The organism is Kribbella sp. NPDC049174 (genome assembly GCF_043197365.1).
Lineage (GTDB): Bacteria > Actinomycetota > Actinomycetes > Propionibacteriales > Kribbellaceae > Kribbella.
This window is the reverse complement of the sequence record NZ_JBICSZ010000018.1, coordinates 21950-38767: the sequence shown is the minus strand read 5'-3', so window position 1 is coordinate 38767 and position 16818 is coordinate 21950. Positions and strand designations below refer to the sequence as shown.

The following is a 16818-nucleotide window of genomic DNA, read 5'->3' as shown; positions in this document are numbered from 1 at the left end:
TGCGAAGCACCCTTGACTCTGAGACCGCCGTGCTACGCCAGGCCACCGCCAAATGACACAGCCAGCGCGAAGCGCTGTCCGTTTTTCAACAGCCGGTCGACCCCGGGCCGGCGAGTTGCCGAGTCATCTCTGATCTGGGCACGAGGCGCTGCTAAGAGATAGCTCGAGCGGCTTCGCCGCGCTGTAACCGGCACCTTCGGCGCCGGGTGGTGACCTGCCTACCGCGCCGACACTCGACGTCAAGGGTGCTCCGCATCGCCTTCGGCGACGGCCGCAAGCGACCGCCCTTGACCCCGAGCCTCCGTCGGCACGAACACCGGCAGTTGCCGGCAGGCACAGAACGCCTGCCGTCACCCAAACGGTCACCACAAACCCCGCCGGAGGTTCTCACCATGATCAAGCGGAGCGCGATCACCCACATGGTGTTGTCAGCCCAGAAAGCTGGAGCGACCCATCTGTTCATTGCCCGGGATCAGTTCGACGCCGATCGTCTGTACGGGGTACCGGTGATGCCCGACCAGGATCCGCGCGAAATCCACGATCACAGCGACGACTGGTTGCAGGAGTGCTACGTGCTCCAGGACGAGTCTTTGCCAGTGCGCCACCAACTCGCGGAACGCCGGGCTTGGCACATGGGACCGGAAGATCCCGCCTCTGCGCCGACGGAGCCTCCTACACCTGAGCTGGCCATCCTCCAGGCCGCGATGGCTGAGTATCGTCAAGTCCGGGCGCTCACCTTCTCCCCGGCCAACTACCCGCCAAGCTATGGCCGGTTCGAGGCCGCCCGCAACCAGCTCATCGAGGCGGCCCGGGCTGCGTATGAGGAAGGTGTGCTGACACCGTTTCAGATCCGCCGGACGACCGGATACAGCCGTGCCCAGATCGCTGCGGGCAGCTCTCGTGGATTGAGTCTCGTAGATCGCGGTCGGCGTTGAACCGAGCTCGGGTTGTGGCGTTGTCACCAAGGCAGAGGAGGTAATGCCGAGTGAGTGATCCGTCGGCCGGCCATACCGGGTAACGCTGTCGCGCAGGCCGGGCGCCGAGGTTGCCCGCAGACGCCGTCTCGATCGGCTACCCGCGGCGGCAGCCCTTGTATCGGGTGTTCATCCGATCCCGCTCTGGAACAGCCGTTCGGCCTCATCGAGCAGTATGTGGGCACTCCGAAGTGCTTCCTTGGCTTCCTTCGCTCCGACGTAGACCGCGCCGTAGTGCGCGCCGTCCTTGATGTCGAGCAGTCTTTTGAGCGCTCGGCCGAGTCGCTGACCGTCGCTGCCAACCTGGGTGACCAGCTTGATCGCCTGGCGATGGTCCTGGCCGCGGGATCGCTGGCCGAGGGTGATGCAGCATGCCGCGTCTGCGGCGGCGATCCCAGCGAGTACGGCCAGTGCGGCCGACACGTTCTCGTTGGCCAGTTCGTCGTCGACGTCGCCGACGAGGTCGGCGACTTCCAGGAAGGCTCGGGCGTGCGTGAGCCGTACGGCGGCCTGGGGACGGTTGCATTCCTCGGTCCGGCCGGCCGGGCGGTTCATGCGCTCTCCTTGTGGGTCAGTCGGTTGATGAGGGCCCGGATCTGGGGGCCGTGGATGTGTACGGCGTCGCGCTTCCAGTCGTCGACGATGGACTCGCCGGCCTCCAGGTGGTTGAGCAAACCATCGACGGTGATCTCGTAGATCTGCAGGTAGTTGCCGCTCCAGCGATGGGCCTGGTCGCTCAGATCGCCGAGCTGGTCCCGCCAGGCCTGCGGCGGGTCGTCGAATCCGTGCACGAGTAGCAGGTCTATGTCGCTGTCCAGGTCACCGTCTCCCCGGGCCGTCGACCCGAAGATGCTTGCGTGCTCGGGCTTGATCGCCCACGCGTCGATTGCGTCCCGGAACCGGTCGAACAGCCGCGGCCGAAGGGAGGTCAGTTCGAGTACGGCGTTCGCCGCTACGTGTTCGCGGTTCAGCGTGTACTGGACGGACGGACCGACAGTGGTCGCGTCGACCAGCCCGGCCGCGGCCAATCGATGCAACACGTTCCTGGTGCCGCGCTCGCTCCCAGCCCCCGCGAGCTGGTGGATGCGGCGGCCAGTTAGCGGCGCGGTTGTCCGGGCGAGCACCGCGAGCACCGGCCCCTCAAGGGTTTGCACCACGGTGCTGACCGGGTTGGACATGTCCATACCGGCAGTCTACTACCGATATCGGCATTTCGTTGCCGATATCGGCATTGGTTTTCCGATAGCGGCAGTGAGGTGCCGAGGCGGTGTGGGTGATCGACCGCATACAGTGGGTAGCGCCTGAATGGCCGCCGCGCGTGAGCAGATGGGAGACCGGCGTTGGACCCTGAGACCAAGGCCTCGCTTGCACCGATCCGGCCGGCGCCGAATGCGTGGCTCACGCTGGTCATCGGCGTCGCGCTCGCCGCGCTGCTGAACCTGCTCGCCGTACTGGGCTCCGCCGAACCTGCGCCACGGTGGCACATCGCCGGCGCGGTTATCTTGCCCGCCAGCATCCTCTTCGGCGCGCTCGGTTGGCGCCTGCCGTGGCCCGCACGATTCCTGCGTACGAGCTACTCCGCAGCGATCGCGCTGTTGCTCGTCGCCAACATCATCACGTTCTACCCGCGGACTCAGGCCGCGATCGCCGCCATCGGTTACCCCACGGTCCTGTCGTATGCGGCGGCCGCGGTTGGCTGGCTGGTCACGGTTTCAGGGCTAGGGCTGATGTGGCCGGGCGGGCCCGTCCGGCCAGGCCTGTTCAAGCTGCGCTGGTAAACCGCGCGGCGGGCAGTCGATCAGCAGGGGAGGGGCGGCCGCTAGCCGGCACTGTCGCTGGCGGTCTCGTCGAGATCGTGCCATCGTTCCCAGGCCGACTGCCGGGTCATGTGCAGCAGGGTCGCGATCTCGGACCACGATTTTCCATGTCGCCGAGCCGTTCGCACCGCGATGAGCTCGGCCCGATCCAGCAGTCCGCGGATCAGGTGCACGTCGGCCAGCGCTGCGAGCGCGGCGTCACCGTCGTCAGGGTGTCCTGGAACCGATCCCGGTTTGTCGTTGTGCCAGCCGTTTAGTCGCTGCCAGGCGCGACGCCCGTCCTGCCAAGGTGCTCGTCCTCTACCCATCCTGTCAAGGTAGCCTGACAGCATCCGTCAGGCTAGCCTGACGGATCTAGTTCGCCGATAACCGTCGTTATGTCAGGTGCAAACTGCCTAGACGCAGATTACAGCCTAGGTCCAGCCCTGCGCGACGCCGAGCCAGGCCCATCATTGGCCGCATGGCCATTCTGCGATCGCGGCGGTTGGAGCAGATCTTCGATGCACCACTCGACGAGGTGACGGCCGAGCACATACGTAGATTGGTGACCACCAAGGCGGCAGAGGCAGCCGACCTGGACTTCAAGGCGAAGACCCCAGGGCCGACCGACGCCGAGAAGGTCAAGTTGCTGTTGAAGCCGACCGCAGCGCTCGCGAACAGCGGGGGCGGAGTCGTCGTTTACGGCGTACAGGATGACGGCCTGGCCCAAGCCATCGATGCTGCTGGTGTCAGTCTGAGCGACGCCACAGAGCTCCAGATGCGGCAGGCGATCGCCACCAGCATCTCGCCCATGCCCCGATTCGAGCTCCGCCGGGTCCCGGACTCGCCGGAGGGCGATCATGGGTTCTACCTTCTCATCGTCCCTCCAAGTGGAAGCGCTCCCCACGGTCTCAAAAGCGGTTCGGCCTACCGCTATCCGCGAAGGAACGGAGCGTCCACCATCGACCTGACCGAGCCAGAGATCGCGGCAGCCTACCGAGACCGCTTTCGTGCCCGCGACGAACGGACACAGCGACTCACCGATGTCATGGCCGAGGGCGAGCAAGCTCTCTCGCGTCAGCAAGCCTGGTTGATCGTTGCGTTGGTGCCGGATGTCGCCGGCGAGGTCCAGATCACGCAACAGCTGTACGACGCCTTCGAGGCCGCCTGGCGACCGAAATCCGTCTGGGCATTCGGTCCACGTCAGGGCTCGGAGCACTTCAACCACTGCCGTGTCGGACTGGGCAAGCTGCATGCCGACGACGGTCACCAAAGGCTCGCCCGGAAAGATGTCCTCGCCGAGCGGGGACTGGCGGAGCTACACGTCGACGGCTCCGGACTTCATGCCCTCGCCCCGCGATACGTGAGCCGAGATGGGCAGATCTTCTCCGTCGTGGTCCGCGAGCAGCTTCTGGCCAGCATCGCGATCGGCTTGCAGCGCCTCGGACAGCACGCACAAAGCCAGGCCGGTGCGAGTGGGCTCGCCACCGTGCGATGCACGCTCCTACCCGCTGGCCGGCATCTCTCAAAGGATGATGCTGGTGATTTCGGTACCCCGATGGTTCTCCGCGGCCGCGACCCTGTCTGGGCAGACGACGACCTTGATCAGAAGGACGCCATCAACGGACGACAGGAGATGACCGTCTGGGGAGTAGACCTCGACGAGATCGCTCGGGCTGACCGGCCGCTGCTGAGGCTGAGCTCCAAGCTGGCGAACCAGCTCGCCAATGCTTTCGGCGAACCCGAACTCGGTCTGACCGATGCAGAGGGCAACCTCACTCGGGCAGTCAGCACAGACTGGGCAGCGGCATTCCAGACCTGGCTGGCTGCGAGGTGAAGTAGTCGGGCAAGGTCAAGCTCGGCGTTGAAGTGCTTCGTTGAGCTCGAGGTGAAATCGGGTGTGGAGGGTAGCCGGCAGTTGCTCGATCGGCACCAGCGCGCCGCATCGCTCACAGACCAGGTCGCGGGCACGTTCCTTGAATCCGCTCTTCCATTCCGGGCGCGGCGGGGGGCCGAAGGTTTCTGTACGAATTCCTGGCATGGCTTCGACGCTACGCGTTGCTCGGGTACGCCGGTCATGAGTAGGCCGGGTCGGCGAGCCGCGGGTGCGGCGGCGCCTGATGGGTCAGAATGACCACCGCCGTCGACACTAGACAGGAGGCGCCGGATGCCGACCACGCTGACCGGGGTCCTGCTGTTCGTCGTACTCCTGCTACCGGGGTTCGCCTACCAGGTCGGCAAGGAACGCCGCGGGATCGAGCGAACCACGTCGGTGTTGCGTGAGACCGCCGCCGTTGTCGCAGCAAGCGTCGCCAGCGAGATCTTCGTGCTGGCGGCCACGTCTTGGCTGTGGTCGCGGTACATCGACTTCGGGCGACTTGTCCGGGAGCCGCGCAAGTACTGGCTTTGCCACCCGGCCACGATCGCGTGGTGGGCGATCGGGCTCCTGGCCGGTGCGATCGTGGTGGCGTATTTGGTCACGCTGCTGCGCGGGTGGGAGATCCCTCGCTGGGGGCACCGGGTCGCTAAGGGACTCAAGTGGATCCGGATCGGAAAACGTCGGCCCGTCTTCGCTGTCGTTCGTTGGGTATGGCGGCAGGTCAACTACACGCACCCGTCGACGTTGTCCGCCTGGGGCGTGCTGTTCCGAGGAGCCAAGCGCCCACAGGTTCTGGTGGACATCAGGCTCACGGATGGGGCCTACGTCAGCGGTGCCCTGATATCCGCCAGCACGGTCGGTGCGGACACACCAGACCGAGACCTCATCCTCGGACCGCCGATCAAGTACCGCAGCCCGAAAGGAACGACCACACACGAACTTCCGTACGGCGCCGTCGTCATCTCCGCGCGGCAGATCGGGGCCATGTTCGTGACGAAGGTGTCGAGCAGCCAGAGCGTCAGCGATCCCCGGCCGCCGGCCGTCAGTCGTCCGCAGGCAGCTCCGGAGGAAGCGGCATCTCCGGGAGAATGAGCTTGCTGTCCTGACCTGGGCGGGGACTGCCGCTAGTAGGGAGGACCTGCTGGCCCTTCTCCTCCGTCCCGCTCAAGGGACCGAGCGTTGCCAGCGGCTGCTGCCCGAACTTCGAGTTGTCGTCACCGTCCTCGACCATCGTGATCCTGTCGCTCATCCTGATCTCCTCGAACAGCTAATGGGGACGCACGCTCAATCGGGCGCACGTGGTCACGACGGTAGCTGTTGCCGCCGACAATCTGAGGTGGCGACTGCCATCAACGCGGGCGTGTTGAGAATCGATGGAGCCCCGCACCCATGTGCAACGAGTCTGGACTGATTCTGATCCGTCGGCGCACAATGCGCAGATGAACGCGCTGCTCGACTTCTCTCCACCAGCGATACCTCAGATCGTGATGGAAGAAGAGGAGGATGAAGGCGACGACGGGATCCTCGGCGATCCCGAGCCGGCCCGGCGGAAGCTTCCGCCAGCTGACTCGCCCTACTGGTCGACCGACGACGGCGGCGAGGAAGAAGAGTGACGAACGTCTGGGCGATCGTCATCGGCGTTCTGTCCAGCCTCCTAGCTTCAGGCGTCTGGCTAGTGGCGCTCCGCGCTCTGCGGCCGAAGATCGAGATCTCGCCGGTGCTCGTGGAGGATCCGGGCGACCAGCCGTGCTTTCGCATCAAGGTCGTCAACAGATCGCGACGCGCGGTCGTGGATATCGCGTTCGAACTTGTGCTCATGAGGCCCGAGAGGACTAAGGGCGGCACAGTCAAGATGCGCAAGGTCGTGCGCGTTGCGGGGCCGCCGCCGCTGGTGCTTGCGGGCAGCGCACGGGCTAAGGACGACAACACATATCGCATCCGAGTCGATGCCGACCTGCGGGGACTCCTCGAACAGGACGAAAGCCGGTTCGTGAGGCTGAGAGTCTTCGGACGGGATTCTCTGTCCGGGCTCGGCCGAGTAGCGGAACGGGAGTATCACGAGCCTGCGGCGGACATCGTCACCGGTAAGTACGTCAGGGGTCCGACGTTCGATGTGATCTGAACCATCAAGCTGCCGCGGCACTCGCCGAGGTGTTGGGAATCGAGCGGAGCACTCGCGTCGGTGGCGAGTTGCTCGTCAGTGGTCGTCGGCCTCGATCGGCCAGCTGGGGTAGCGCTGCTGCAGGGCGGCCCGTACGACGGCGAGATCCGCGGCCGCGGTGGGCGGTGCGAACAGCCAGCGGGTCCACCGGGTACCTCGTGGATGGTTCCCGACGGGCCGTTGGCCGGTGGCCACCCCGCCGGCGGTCTCGATCCTGTGGGCACGACACACGTCGTCGACGTACGCGAGGAGCTCGTCGAGCTCGGCGACCTGGTCGTCGGCCAGGTCGTGCAGCACGGTCAGTCGTCGGAGGCCTGCGGCGGCCTGCTCGGCGTCAGCGACGACGAGCTCCTGCGCCAGCTGGCGCAGGAGCTCGTCCTGGTCGTGCTCGCTCATCAGTCACCCCGGGCCGGTTCGCTCTCGCGGTCGGCGGTGAGGGGGCCGTACTCCTCGAGCAGGAACGGCCACAGCCGGACGCCCTCGACGTCGTCGGAGCTCTCGGCGTTCCGGGCACGGTCCCGGGCGCACATCCGGTAGCAGGCCAGGCCGGCATCGGGTTGCTGCTCCCACACGTCACCGTCGAGATCGGTCACCCGCGCAGGTGGATGGTCGGGCAGGGCATCGCCGGGTCCGTAGGTGTGTCGCTGCGGCGAGCGTTCGTTGCGGACGACGGCGACCAGCTGCCGGGCCACCAGGTCGGCAGTCCGACTATCCAGGCCGGCCACGCGCAGCGGGTCCATCATCCGGCCCCAGAGCCGGGCGTCGTTCAGCCTGGTCATCGATCCCTCCGAGCAGTCGGGGTGCAGGGCAGGCAGTTGGGCGGGGTTTTCGCCCGAAGGTACGTGAGGTGGCCGTTCAGCGCGGCAGGCCCCCGCTCCCCCGCTACCAGCTGTACGCCCCGACCCGGGGTGCTAGGCAGGACACCCGCCGTACCGCGTACACGACTGCAGTTCGCATTCTGGACAGGATCCGGCGCTTTCCGGACGGCCGCGCTGCCCGGCCTCGCCGCACCATGGGCCCCATGGTGACTGATGAGGAAATCGAGCAGGTGACCGACGCAGCCACGAACTACGTTCTGATGTTCCCCGACCCGGCGGCCGCCGGCGCCGTCAACGGGCGGCTCGTCCGCAACCACGTAGCGGCCACGCTCCGCTTCCTCGCTGCGGAGACCACGCGGCTCGGCGTCTATGAGGCGTACGACGACCTGATTCACTACATCGCCGAGCAGGCCGAACCGCCACCCGTCGAAGATCCGGCCGGGCTGTAGGTCGCCGCAGTGATGCAATTCGAGTCTTAACGGATCCTGATCTGCAGCGCCGGCGGCAGCGGGATAGTGGCTGCGCTGCTTCAGCTACACCACGCAGGGCTGCTGTGATGTCGCCCGGCCGGTGGAGTCCCTGCTCACCGTCCTTTGTCTGCAGACCCGGTGAGTGTCTGCTACGCCTGAGCCTCCTCAGTCATGCAGTCCCTGTGGACGAACAGCAGGGGCTCGTTTGGCTCTTTCGTGCGGATGTTAACGATGGTCCAGGTGGCTGGGTCTTCTCCGACTGAGTGTTTGCAGATATCACAGCGCACCTTCGCTGCCCACTTCAGAATCGTCCTGCCGACCACGAAGAGACCCATCACAGCAGGGATTCCGATCCACCAGTGCTGGAGGATCCAGACACCCAGAGCTACCAGGGCACCGAACCACAGGAGTATGCCGATCCCCCAGGCCATGACAAGGATCCACCACACGCCGACGACGCCATACCCGACGTGCTTGAACACGTTGAGAACGCCGGCTCCGAGCCGCCACCAGGTCCGTAGCGGTACCGCGGTGAGCTTCGACGCAACTATGTAGAACACGACCCCCGCGCTGATCGCGCCCAGTGTCACCAGCAGATCGGGCAGACTCATGCCGCTCCCCCCTCGCTACGTCCATCGGAGGCGGCCCAGCACGCGTTACCGGACCCGCTGGGTGATGGCAGGCCGGCGGCCCGGCTACTACGCGCCTCCGGTGCCGCTGAGAGCCTTGAGGGCCATGTCGATCAGCCCCAGCACGACCTTTTTCCCCACGGTGGGAGCGGCGTCTTTGACGCCGACGTAGATCTTGTCGACCAGCTGGCGCAGACGGCCACGATCCGGGCTGGCGCTGCTGGCCTCGGCGTGGAGGTCGTGGGCTGCGGCGACGATCTCGCGCTCGACGTCGGCGGGCAGCTGCAGCACCGGCGCGAACTGGTCGATTCCCCCGGCCAGTTCCAGGAGCTGCGCGACGTCGAGACCGGAGTTGGTGATGCTCTGGCTGATGTGGTCCCCGGCGACGTTGAGGTTGCCGTGGTTGTCACTGACCCAGGTGTTGTTGGTGGTCGAGTTGTCGGTGATCACCGAGGTGGCGTGACCGCGGTTCAGGTACTCCGCGACGTCGCCGCCGAAGTCTGTCAGACAGGTGCGTCCGGCAACGGTAAGGGTCGGCCGCAGCCAGCCGTCGATCTCCTCCGCGACCTTCACGGCCTTGATCAGCTGGTGCTCGTGGAGGTACTCGGCGGCGTGCCGCACGTCTCGCTCGCTGTGGCCGCCGCCCTCCTCGGTCGCCGCGAACTCCAGGAACGGTTCCCAGCTCGACGTCTCTACGCGCTGGGCCTCGCGGTCGTCCAGCCACGACAGCATCGCCGTGCGCAGCTGGCTGACGCGGACCTTCGGGTCGGCGCGCTCGGCGCGCAGGTGCTGCACCGCGTGCTTGCCGTGCGCGGTGATCGTGCCGGCTGCTGCTCCGTAGCCGCTGGACTGTTCGACGTAGCCGTTGCTGTCCAGGAGGTTGATCAGGTCGAAGCCGTAATCCGCGCCGAGCCCTTTGCTGTCCAGGTAGGCGGCCACGGTTTCGCTCTCCCCCTCCCCCGCTGCCGCGCAGTCGTACAGCCGCTCCAGCAGCTCGGTCGCGTGCTCCGCGATCTCCGTCATGCCTCTCCTATCCGGTTCACAGCCCTACCCAGTGGTAGGAGCATCGCCGCCGCTGGCTGATACACGGCTCAGCTCTTGCGGTGGTAGTAGAAGAGCTGTTCGCCGGGCTCGGGCTTCACACCTCCGTTGACGCCGAATACGACGTACAGGTCCAGGCCTTCGCCGGGCGGCAGGACGGTGAAGCCGTGGGAGCTGTAGAAGTCGGCGAGCCCGGGATCGGTCACCCGGAACTGGCCGTAGAGGTAGAAGTAGCGGCAGGCCAGGTAGATGTCCTGGAACCGGGTGAGCAGCCCGGACCCGATTCCCCGGCCTCGCCAGGCCGAGTCGACCGCCAGGGCGCGCAGCTTCACCAGGGACATGATCGCGCCGGTGATCGTCATCATGTTGTCCTTCGGGCTCGCCAACGGGCGGGCGTCCAGGAACTGCTCGATCACGTTCGGCGGAGAGTAGGCCAGCAGCACTCCCACGACTTCGCCGTCGGCGGTGACGGCCACCAATGGCAGCGTGGTGGCGAGCGCCGCACCTTCAGGCGAGGTGGATCCAGCCATTCGCCGGGCAAGCTCCTGCTGGAACTGAGCGTGTCCGTGCTCGGCGCCAGCCAGTACGGCGGTGGCAAGGTGCTCGGAGTGCAGCATCTCGCTCACGTAGTCGTCAGCCTCGGCGCCGGTGAGGCTGATCAGGGTGTTGAACCGCTCGAGGTCGTCGGGGCGGGCCACCCGGGTGGTGATGCCAGGGCTGATCTCGGCCGACAGGTCCACTAGCTGCGGCGCACGCCCTGGCACCGGGGGCGATCCCGCCGGCTTCACGGTCGGCCGGGTCTGGCGTCGTGCCCGCTTCGGTTCCTTCCGGCGTGCTCGTGACTTCGGCACAGGCCCCTCGCCCTTCCTGGCGCACAGCTCTACGACTGGACCGATCACACTAGGTTGTTGCTGCGACACTTTCTGAGCAAGCGTCGTACCTGGTACGCCGGGGCGAGCACAGGTTCCGGTGACGCCGGGAGTCAGCCGGCGTTCTCGGCAAGCCATTGGCGGATCGCGTCCGCCTTGTCGACGTCGTCGTCGGGGATGCTCGACCAGTCGATCCAGGTCTCGACCTCGTCGTCTCCGCCGAACCAGCCCAGGCCCTGCATCGCCTCGGCTGCCAGGCCGATCGTCGCGGCGATCCCTCCGAGCAGTCGGGGTCGATCAGCTGGTCGGTGTGGGCGAACAGCCAGTTCGCGTGCGCAGCCACCACCCGGGTGAGCTCGGTCGGGCCGTGCCCGCGCTCGGTGGTGTAGTGCGGAGCCTGCACCTCGTAAACCTCGGAAACATCCAGCTCATCGGCGAATTCCAGCTCGGCGGTCATGACTTCGATGATGAGCCACAACAGGCTTCGATGCGCGTAGGCAGCGCCCCTTCGCGAGGCGGCCCTGCATCAGGAGCTCTGGAGCTCCGCCAAGACGGTCAGGATGGTCTCGCCCTCGAGCCCGTCGAACACATCCAGGGCCTCGGCAGCGATCTCCCGCAGATCTGGCATCACGGAATCGTCCTCGGCGACCGCGAACAGCACGTCGACGGTGCGGAGAATGAGTGAACCGATTCTGGTCATGGCCTGGTCGACCACCGCTGCGTCGACCGGCTCGTCGCTGATCCCGATACTGTCCGGGCTGAGCTGGTCGGCCACGCCGTCGATCCGCCACCGCCCCGCGAGCGGGCCGACCGCGGCATCGAGCAGTTCGGCGGCCTCGCGACAGACCCGGCTGACGTCGGCCGGTTCAGCCGGATCGCCGCCGAGCAGGTCTGTCATCGCGCAGACAACCAGGGATCCGAACCCCGCGGCTGCGAGCACCGGCCTTAGCCGGGCCAGCTTCACGATCGCCGGCCCTCGCGCCGACTCCGCCCAGTCCAGCGTGGCATCAGCCTCATCGAACGCGGCCGCCAGCCGGGCGGCCACGACGTTCTCCGACTCACTCATTGGCCGATGGTTCCACCGCCGCCCGGCCCACGTCGGTACGGCGCGCTCAACCTCTCCGGGATTGACCGTCAACGGTCCGCACAACATTGCGCAACTAATACGTTGTGCTATCTTCTTTTGAAGTGTTGTGCTTCCCTACAACAGATGGGTTGTATTGCTCATGCGCGTCTACGGCCATCCGATCCTCGCCAACGGCCTACGTACCGACCACCCGCTCCCGGGCCTGCCGTTCGTGGACGACTCCCATATCCCGATCGAGGACCCGGACGCCGTCGAGGCGGTCGGCCGGGAACGCGAGGAAGGCATGTGGGGCCGCACCGACAGGTGCCTGTTACGCACCCCGACCGGCAACACGCGGTTCGGCGACAAGGCCTTCACGACCGAACCGTCCAGGCATGATCTGGCCTGGCTCGTCCGGTTCCACCCGGAGTTCGGCCGCACGATCATGCTGGTCGCCGACAGCGACGCGGCCAGCCTGTACGCCGATCTGCGTGACGAGCTCCTGCTGTGGCGCGCCGGCGGCTACTGGTGGGACGGCACCACCTGGTGGCGGCCAGCGCAGCTGTTCGACATGACCACCGAGACCTACGTCAGACGCGCGGTGCCGGGCGCCGCCACGGTGAGCGCGGCCGCAACCTTGAACGGCGAGCACTCCGTGACCCGGGTCAAGATCCTGACTGTCGACGACATTCAGCTCGATGCCGAACCGCTCGACCGGTACGACTGGCTGCAGCACCTCGCGACCTGGGCACAGCACCGTCCGGCCGACGGGCTCCCGCTCGAGCAGTGCGTGGTCGACGTGACCGCTCCCGAGCTCGCCGGCAACCAGCTGCTCAGCCTGAACCAGACCGCGTCCGTTGCCGGTATCACCGCCGGCACACTGCGCGGCTACATCTCCCGCGGCGAGAACGACGTCCCCGATCCCCAGATGGTGATCGGCGGCCGCTCGATGTGGTCGCGACCCGTCGTCCACGAGTGGATCGAGACCCGCGCGTACACGCCCGAGGAATCCAGCCGGGCCGTCAGCCATGACTTCGGCGAGGGCTTGGCTGCCGGCGTCGCCGACCTGCGGGAAAAGATCTCCTACTGGATCCTGTCCCGGCTCAGCCGCAGCCCCGAGATCAAGCCCCGCTTCGCGCTGCGCTGGCGCGACCAGCAGTCCTTCCAGCAAGTCGCCATCGACCTCAGCGGCACCATCGCCGCCAACCTCGACCAGATCGTGCCCCTCGACCACCTCGCCCGCACGATCCTCGACGCCATGCGCGGCGACGTACTGGAGCAGTACGACCTCGACACCCAGCTCGAACGGACCAACCAGCAGCGGGAGAACCCACGCATCTACCACATCAGCGACGACACGGGCCTGATGCTGGACTGGCTCATCCGCCACCACCCCAGACTGGGCCGATTCGTTGTCCAGACCTTCGTCGGCGACCTCGAACGCGAGAACGACCGCTACCAGACCTCGCGCGACATGCTGCTGCACACACTCAAGGTCGCGCTCGGGCCGGGGAAGCTGACCGCTGAGCAGGTCGAGAGCTTCCTCAGGAGCGCCATCATGCCGAGCAGCGACCCGGCGGGCAGTTAACCCGGCACCGGGTGAGGTGGCCGTTGCGATCGGCAGGCTCCGCCTGCCCGCTCCTGCCGTACGCCGTACCGGAAGAGGCTCGGAGTCCAGGGCGGCCGCCGCGGCCGTCGCCGCTGGCGATGCTGCGCACCCTGGACGCCGAGACCCGGCACGGTAGGCAGGCCACCGACCGTCCCGTCGTGATGTACGCCGGGCAGAAGATCTGTCAAGGCCTCGCCGCGGCCCTGCACCTTCAACCAGGGCGCCGAGCCGACGAGCTGGATCAAGCGCGCCGGCGAGGCAGACTCGCCAGAATGACCGCGGGCCTCCTGCGCGAACAGGAGGCCCGTGTGGGTTCCGAGGGCGCCCAGGCCAGGACACAGTCCCCGGAGGTCGGGGCGGAGTTGAGTCCGCTAAACCGACATGACAGATACTGCGTGATCACGATTTCACATGACACTTCGCTGGACAGGTCGGACAGCTTGGCAAATTCTTAACGTGTGATTTCGCAGGTCAGAGGCCACTTCGGGGTGAGGCTCGAAAGAACAACATCGTTGTTGTCCTCGTTCTTGCGGCCGCTGGACGGTTACGGAACGACAACGCTGTGTTTCGAGTGGACAACATCGAGCGCGCGCTCGCAAGTTCAAATCCGGGGGCTGGAGTAGGTGTTTGTCGACGTGGATGACTAGGGTTTGTCTCGGGTTCTAGACCTTCTAGACCAGTGCACAGCGCGAACTGTGCCGTGGTCGCGATGGAAGACGCCCAGGCCAGGCTCCTCGCAACAGCGAGGGGCCTTCGACACAAACCCATAAAGGAGAACGCGATGTCTCGCATCGTGTTGCCCCCGGCGGAACCGCCGGGCCCGGAGTGGTGGCCGCCGTACCGGCGGCGCCACCCCATCATGTCGGCGGCCCTGCCGCCGGCAGACGCCGTCTCGGTCGCCCAGACGACCTGCGTCTGCGCCTTCACGCTGGCGCTGGCGCTGGCCGTGCTGGGGTACGACCTGGTCGCGATCGCCGCGTTCATCGCTGCGGTCACCGCGGCCGTGACGACGGCGTACGTCCGGATGGTTGGCGCCTTCCCGGTACGCCGTAGGTACCTGGGCCGCCGCGACCGGTAGGCCGTTCGAGGATGCCCCGGCGGGAGGTCCCGCTGGCGGAACGCCCGCAGCACCTTCGCGTTTTCTGCGAAGCGCTGCGGGACGTCCGCCGCCAGTCCGGCCTCACACTGAAACAGCTCTCCGCAGTGACGCACTACGCGGAGAGCACGTTGTCGCGCGTCACGAACGCCCTCGACCTGCCGCCGTGGAAGCAGGTCGAGACGTTCCTGATCGGCTGCGGCGGCGGCGACCTGGAGCGCTGGCACCAGTTCTGGCAGGCGACCCAGATGCAGCACGAGCTATTCCTGTCCAAGGGCGTCAACGAGCCGCCGGCGGCGAAACTCCAGGACGCCGCGGCTGCGCAGACGACCGCGCGGCAGCTCGTGATGGACGACGACCGCCCTGCAACGCTGGGCGCGTTCCTGCAGCGGGCGGAGACCGCGCAGGATCTTGTCCGCGGAATCCGGATGCTCGGCGAGCGGACCGGCACCATCTCGTTGCGCCAGATGGAGGAACGGTGCCGGGCAACGAACGTGCGCCTCGCGAAGTCGACCATTCGGGATTGGCTGGCGGGCGAGCGACGGCCGACCAAGCTCGACGCGCTGGTGACGGCCCTCGGCGCGACCCCGGCCGAACAGCGCCATTTTGCCCAGTGCCTGGAACGGGTCTGGTCGCAGAACCCGCCCGTGCTGCAGATCAGCTCCCGGCCGACGTACACCGACCTCGGCCGCCGTCGCGGCCGCCACTGCGTCGTCTTCCGGGTCACCGTGTATGACCGGGCCCTCTCGGGCGGCATGGTCTGGGTCGGGCGGGACAGGCACAACGGCCGGATGGAGATGATCGACGGCATCGTCGGTCTGAGCATCGGCCCGACACACAGCATGGCGGGCGCCATGGCACTGCTCCCGAAGGTCGCTCGTCGCGGCGAGATCGAGCTTGGGATCTGGGTGGCTTCACCGGCGGAGGTTTCCGGCCTGCGGCTGGACCTGGGCCTCCGGCTGGAGACGCCGGACCGGCCCTGGCCGATGACGCTGCAGATCCAGCTCCCGACGTACCGGCCAGTGATCCCGAGCGAGACGTACGGCGACGTAATCGGCTCGCCTGACGGAACGTCGCAGCTGGTCGAGACCGTCAAGGATGCGGCCCGGTACGTCGAGCTGGTCCGCAACCCCGAGACTGCCGACCGGGCTGCAGCTCTTCGCCGGTCCAAGCCCTCCCCGGCGGCTGCGGCCGCCGCGACGGTCCGGATGAAGCCGCAGCCCCCCGGCCCCGCCGATGCGGGGCAAGGGCGGCCGGACTCGTACCGTCCCAAGCATCGGAAGAAGGGTCCCCCGCGGGGGCTGTTGCAACGGCTGCTCGGCCGGTCAGACGGCAGCTGAGCGCTGACCCGCCCGGCGACGCTGACGAGCGCGCAGCTCGGCGTCGGCTGTCGCGTCGGAGTGCTCGGCGTACACCAGCGTCGTCTGCAGCCGCCGGTGGCCGAGCCGCTTCTGGATCGTGCGAGGGCTGACACCATCCTTGGTGAGCTCGGTCGCGTGCGTGTGCCGCAGCTGGTGGAGCTCGAGCTCCGGCTCGCCGGCCAGCTCCCGGTACGTCGACCACATCTCCTGCACGGTGCTGTAGGTCAGCGGGCGCCCGGTCCAGTTCCGGGCTGCGCGGAACAGCGGGCCGTGGGTCCAGCCTGTCTCTCGGAGGAAGCGGCGTAGCAGGTTGATGAGCTTCTGGTCGTCCAGGAGCAGGATCCGGATCCGGCCGCCCTTGCCGTGGACCAGGACGTGCTCGTTGCCCGGGGTGAGGTCAAGATCTTCGACGTACACCCCGAGTGCCTCGCTGACCCGGCAGCCGGTGGTCTTCAGGATCTCGAACAGCAGCCGGTCGCGGAGCTTGCCCTTCGGGATGACCCCGATGACGCGGTCGATCCGCGCGGGGTCGACGGGCCGCGGGATCCCCTCCGGTACGGCGACCCGGTCGAACCGATCCATCGGGTTCGCCTCGACCAGTTCGTGGCGGACCGCCCAGCGCAGGAACGCCGCGACGGCGGCCTGCTTGCGGGCGCGGGTCGACTGCTTGAGGTTGGCGATCGACGTCGACCACGACCGCAGTACGGCGGCGTCGACTCCGGTCACGTCGTCGTCCAGGTGCTGGGCGAGCTGGGCCAGGTCGCCGCGGTACGCGCGGATGGTGTGCGCGGCCTTCCCGGCGAACTCCTGATCGGCGAGGAAGTCGCGGACCTGGCCGGCCAGCGGATGCTCCCCCGCCAGGACGAGGGCGGCCGGGCTCATCGCGGCCGTTCCGGCGGCCAGGAGGTCGCCGCCGGGGTCTCGGCCCTCGGCGACAGCGTAGGCGGGTGCATGACGATCACGGTAGGACTCGGCGCCGACGCTGCAGCGCCATACGACGTCCGCCACCCGGTGATAACGGGCATTTCGTGGTCCGGGATCCGGGCGGG

At 67.2% G+C, this 16818-nt stretch carries 22 protein-coding genes; 10 read left to right on the top strand and 12 right to left on the bottom strand.

Features of this window, described 5'->3' with window-relative positions; all coding sequences use genetic code 11:
- Positions 1-392 precede the first annotated feature (392 nt).
- A complete protein-coding gene (locus ACGFIF_RS43090) occupies positions 393-935 on the top strand; it encodes a hypothetical protein (protein WP_393163511.1) in 543 nt (180 codons plus the stop codon).
- Between the two features lie 168 nt (positions 936-1103).
- Here ACGFIF_RS43090 and ACGFIF_RS43085 read toward each other — a convergent pair whose 3' ends face one another.
- Both ACGFIF_RS43085 and ACGFIF_RS43080 read right to left on the bottom strand, forming a co-directional pair.
- Positions 1104-1529, bottom strand: a complete 426-nt coding sequence (locus ACGFIF_RS43085; RefSeq protein ID WP_393163509.1) for a hypothetical protein — start codon at positions 1527-1529, stop codon at positions 1104-1106.
- Positions 1526-2158 carry a nucleotidyltransferase domain-containing protein gene (locus ACGFIF_RS43080; RefSeq protein ID WP_393163507.1) on the bottom strand — a complete coding sequence of 211 codons (633 nt, stop codon included), beginning with the start codon at positions 2156-2158 and terminating at the stop codon, positions 1526-1528. Before ACGFIF_RS43080 ends, ACGFIF_RS43085 begins: the two co-directional genes overlap by 4 nt.
- Before the next feature lie 156 nt (positions 2159-2314).
- Here ACGFIF_RS43080 and ACGFIF_RS43075 point away from each other — a divergent pair, with 156 nt between their 5' ends.
- A complete protein-coding gene (locus ACGFIF_RS43075) occupies positions 2315-2752 on the top strand; it encodes a hypothetical protein (RefSeq protein ID WP_393163505.1) in 438 nt (145 codons plus the stop codon).
- Positions 2753-2793: 41 nt separating this feature from the next.
- Here the strand turns inward: ACGFIF_RS43075 and ACGFIF_RS43070 are convergent, their stop codons facing one another.
- Positions 2794-3099: a hypothetical protein gene (locus tag ACGFIF_RS43070; RefSeq protein ID WP_393163503.1), complete on the bottom strand. Its 306-nt coding sequence runs from the start codon at positions 3097-3099 to the stop codon at positions 2794-2796.
- Between the two features lie 152 nt (positions 3100-3251).
- On the opposite strand from ACGFIF_RS43070, the gene ACGFIF_RS43065 reads away from it, so the two are divergent.
- Positions 3252-4607 (top strand): helix-turn-helix domain-containing protein, encoded by a 1356-nt coding sequence (locus ACGFIF_RS43065; protein WP_393163502.1) that lies wholly within the window; start codon positions 3252-3254, stop codon positions 4605-4607.
- A 330-nt stretch (positions 4608-4937) separates the two neighbouring features.
- Positions 4938-5741, top strand: a complete 804-nt coding sequence (locus ACGFIF_RS43060) for a DUF6338 family protein (RefSeq protein ID WP_393163500.1) — start codon at positions 4938-4940, stop codon at positions 5739-5741.
- Here ACGFIF_RS43060 and ACGFIF_RS43055 read toward each other — a convergent pair.
- Positions 5692-5898, bottom strand: a complete 207-nt coding sequence (locus ACGFIF_RS43055; RefSeq protein ID WP_393163498.1) for a hypothetical protein — start codon at positions 5896-5898, stop codon at positions 5692-5694. The two genes, ACGFIF_RS43060 and ACGFIF_RS43055, sit on opposite strands and share 50 nt — an antisense overlap.
- 190 nt (positions 5899-6088) lie before the next feature.
- Between ACGFIF_RS43055 and ACGFIF_RS43050 the strand changes: the two genes are divergently transcribed.
- Entirely contained in the window at positions 6089-6262 is a 174-nt protein-coding gene (locus ACGFIF_RS43050) for a hypothetical protein (RefSeq protein ID WP_393163496.1), read from the top strand.
- Positions 6259-6771, top strand: coding sequence for a hypothetical protein (locus tag ACGFIF_RS43045; protein ID WP_393163495.1), 513 nt, complete (start codon positions 6259-6261; stop codon positions 6769-6771). The genes ACGFIF_RS43050 and ACGFIF_RS43045 overlap by 4 nt, the downstream gene beginning before the upstream one ends.
- A 75-nt stretch (positions 6772-6846) precedes the next feature.
- Here ACGFIF_RS43045 and ACGFIF_RS43040 read toward each other — a convergent pair whose 3' ends face one another.
- A complete protein-coding gene (locus ACGFIF_RS43040) occupies positions 6847-7206 on the bottom strand; it encodes a hypothetical protein (RefSeq protein ID WP_393163493.1) in 360 nt (119 codons plus the stop codon).
- The gene (locus ACGFIF_RS43035) at positions 7206-7589 is read right to left on the bottom strand and encodes a hypothetical protein (protein ID WP_393163491.1); all 384 of its coding nucleotides are present in this window, start codon (positions 7587-7589) and stop codon (positions 7206-7208) included. Before ACGFIF_RS43035 ends, ACGFIF_RS43040 begins: the two co-directional genes overlap by 1 nt.
- Positions 7590-7831: 242 nt before the next feature.
- On the opposite strand from ACGFIF_RS43035, the gene ACGFIF_RS43030 reads away from it, so the two are divergent.
- Entirely contained in the window at positions 7832-8077 is a 246-nt protein-coding gene (locus ACGFIF_RS43030; RefSeq protein WP_393163490.1) for a hypothetical protein, read from the top strand.
- 170 nt (positions 8078-8247) lie between these two features.
- On the opposite strand, the gene ACGFIF_RS43025 is transcribed toward ACGFIF_RS43030, so the two are convergent.
- The 5 genes from ACGFIF_RS43025 to ACGFIF_RS43005 all read right to left on the bottom strand — a co-directional run bounded on the left by ACGFIF_RS43025 (position 8248) and on the right by ACGFIF_RS43005 (position 11703).
- Entirely contained in the window at positions 8248-8709 is a 462-nt protein-coding gene (locus tag ACGFIF_RS43025; RefSeq protein ID WP_393163488.1) for a hypothetical protein, read from the bottom strand.
- A gap of 87 nt (positions 8710-8796) precedes the next feature.
- Positions 8797-9750, bottom strand: a complete 954-nt coding sequence (locus ACGFIF_RS43020) for a hypothetical protein (protein ID WP_393163485.1) — start codon at positions 9748-9750, stop codon at positions 8797-8799.
- 68 nt (positions 9751-9818) lie between these two features.
- Positions 9819-10532, bottom strand: coding sequence for a GNAT family N-acetyltransferase (locus ACGFIF_RS43015; RefSeq protein ID WP_393163483.1), 714 nt, complete (start codon positions 10530-10532; stop codon positions 9819-9821).
- A 218-nt stretch (positions 10533-10750) separates the two neighbouring features.
- Positions 10751-10879, bottom strand: coding sequence for a hypothetical protein (locus ACGFIF_RS43010; RefSeq protein ID WP_393163481.1), 129 nt, complete (start codon positions 10877-10879; stop codon positions 10751-10753).
- Between the two features lie 284 nt (positions 10880-11163).
- Positions 11164-11703, bottom strand: coding sequence for a hypothetical protein (locus tag ACGFIF_RS43005; RefSeq protein ID WP_393163480.1), 540 nt, complete (start codon positions 11701-11703; stop codon positions 11164-11166).
- Positions 11704-11863: 160 nt separating this feature from the next.
- On the opposite strand from ACGFIF_RS43005, the gene ACGFIF_RS43000 reads away from it, so the two are divergent.
- The 3 genes from ACGFIF_RS43000 to ACGFIF_RS42990 all read left to right on the top strand — a co-directional run bounded on the left by ACGFIF_RS43000 (position 11864) and on the right by ACGFIF_RS42990 (position 15748).
- Positions 11864-13291 carry a hypothetical protein gene (locus ACGFIF_RS43000; protein ID WP_393163478.1) on the top strand — a complete coding sequence of 476 codons (1428 nt, stop codon included), beginning with the start codon at positions 11864-11866 and terminating at the stop codon, positions 13289-13291.
- 802 nt (positions 13292-14093) lie between these two features.
- Positions 14094-14390 (top strand): hypothetical protein, encoded by a 297-nt coding sequence (locus ACGFIF_RS42995; RefSeq protein WP_393163476.1) that lies wholly within the window; start codon positions 14094-14096, stop codon positions 14388-14390.
- Positions 14391-14401: 11 nt separating this feature from the next.
- Positions 14402-15748: a helix-turn-helix domain-containing protein gene (locus ACGFIF_RS42990; RefSeq protein WP_393163474.1), complete on the top strand. Its 1347-nt coding sequence runs from the start codon at positions 14402-14404 to the stop codon at positions 15746-15748.
- Here ACGFIF_RS42990 and ACGFIF_RS42985 read toward each other — a convergent pair.
- Positions 15734-16777 (bottom strand): tyrosine-type recombinase/integrase, encoded by a 1044-nt coding sequence (locus ACGFIF_RS42985; RefSeq protein WP_393163472.1) that lies wholly within the window; start codon positions 16775-16777, stop codon positions 15734-15736. The two genes, ACGFIF_RS42990 and ACGFIF_RS42985, sit on opposite strands and share 15 nt — an antisense overlap.
- Positions 16778-16818: the final 41 nt, after the last annotated feature.

Bases quoted from the DNA above. Each gene is read 5' to 3' on its own strand.
- ACGFIF_RS43085 (WP_393163509.1), bottom strand. From the start codon at position 1,529: ATGAACCGCCCGGCCGGCCGGACCGAGGAATGCAACCGTCCCCAGGCC.
- ACGFIF_RS42990 (WP_393163474.1), top strand. From the start codon at position 14,402: ATGCCCCGGCGGGAGGTCCCGCTGGCGGAACGCCCGCAGCACCTTCGC.
- ACGFIF_RS43000 (WP_393163478.1), top strand. From the start codon at position 11,864: ATGCGCGTCTACGGCCATCCGATCCTCGCCAACGGCCTACGTACCGAC.
- ACGFIF_RS43090 (WP_393163511.1), top strand. From the start codon at position 393: ATGATCAAGCGGAGCGCGATCACCCACATGGTGTTGTCAGCCCAGAAA.
- ACGFIF_RS43030 (WP_393163490.1), top strand. From the start codon at position 7,832: ATGGTGACTGATGAGGAAATCGAGCAGGTGACCGACGCAGCCACGAAC.
- ACGFIF_RS43040 (WP_393163493.1), bottom strand. From the start codon at position 7,206: ATGAGCGAGCACGACCAGGACGAGCTCCTGCGCCAGCTGGCGCAGGAG.
- ACGFIF_RS43065 (WP_393163502.1), top strand. From the start codon at position 3,252: ATGGCCATTCTGCGATCGCGGCGGTTGGAGCAGATCTTCGATGCACCA.
- ACGFIF_RS43025 (WP_393163488.1), bottom strand. From the start codon at position 8,709: ATGAGTCTGCCCGATCTGCTGGTGACACTGGGCGCGATCAGCGCGGGG.
- ACGFIF_RS42995 (WP_393163476.1), top strand. From the start codon at position 14,094: ATGTCTCGCATCGTGTTGCCCCCGGCGGAACCGCCGGGCCCGGAGTGG.
- ACGFIF_RS43010 (WP_393163481.1), bottom strand. From the start codon at position 10,879: ATGCAGGGCCTGGGCTGGTTCGGCGGAGACGACGAGGTCGAGACCTGG.
- ACGFIF_RS43020 (WP_393163485.1), bottom strand. From the start codon at position 9,750: ATGACGGAGATCGCGGAGCACGCGACCGAGCTGCTGGAGCGGCTGTAC.
- ACGFIF_RS43005 (WP_393163480.1), bottom strand. From the start codon at position 11,703: ATGAGTGAGTCGGAGAACGTCGTGGCCGCCCGGCTGGCGGCCGCGTTC.
- ACGFIF_RS43035 (WP_393163491.1), bottom strand. From the start codon at position 7,589: ATGACCAGGCTGAACGACGCCCGGCTCTGGGGCCGGATGATGGACCCG.
- ACGFIF_RS43050 (WP_393163496.1), top strand. From the start codon at position 6,089: ATGAACGCGCTGCTCGACTTCTCTCCACCAGCGATACCTCAGATCGTG.
- ACGFIF_RS43055 (WP_393163498.1), bottom strand. From the start codon at position 5,898: ATGAGCGACAGGATCACGATGGTCGAGGACGGTGACGACAACTCGAAG.
- ACGFIF_RS43070 (WP_393163503.1), bottom strand. From the start codon at position 3,099: ATGGGTAGAGGACGAGCACCTTGGCAGGACGGGCGTCGCGCCTGGCAG.
- ACGFIF_RS43080 (WP_393163507.1), bottom strand. From the start codon at position 2,158: ATGGACATGTCCAACCCGGTCAGCACCGTGGTGCAAACCCTTGAGGGG.
- ACGFIF_RS43060 (WP_393163500.1), top strand. From the start codon at position 4,938: ATGCCGACCACGCTGACCGGGGTCCTGCTGTTCGTCGTACTCCTGCTA.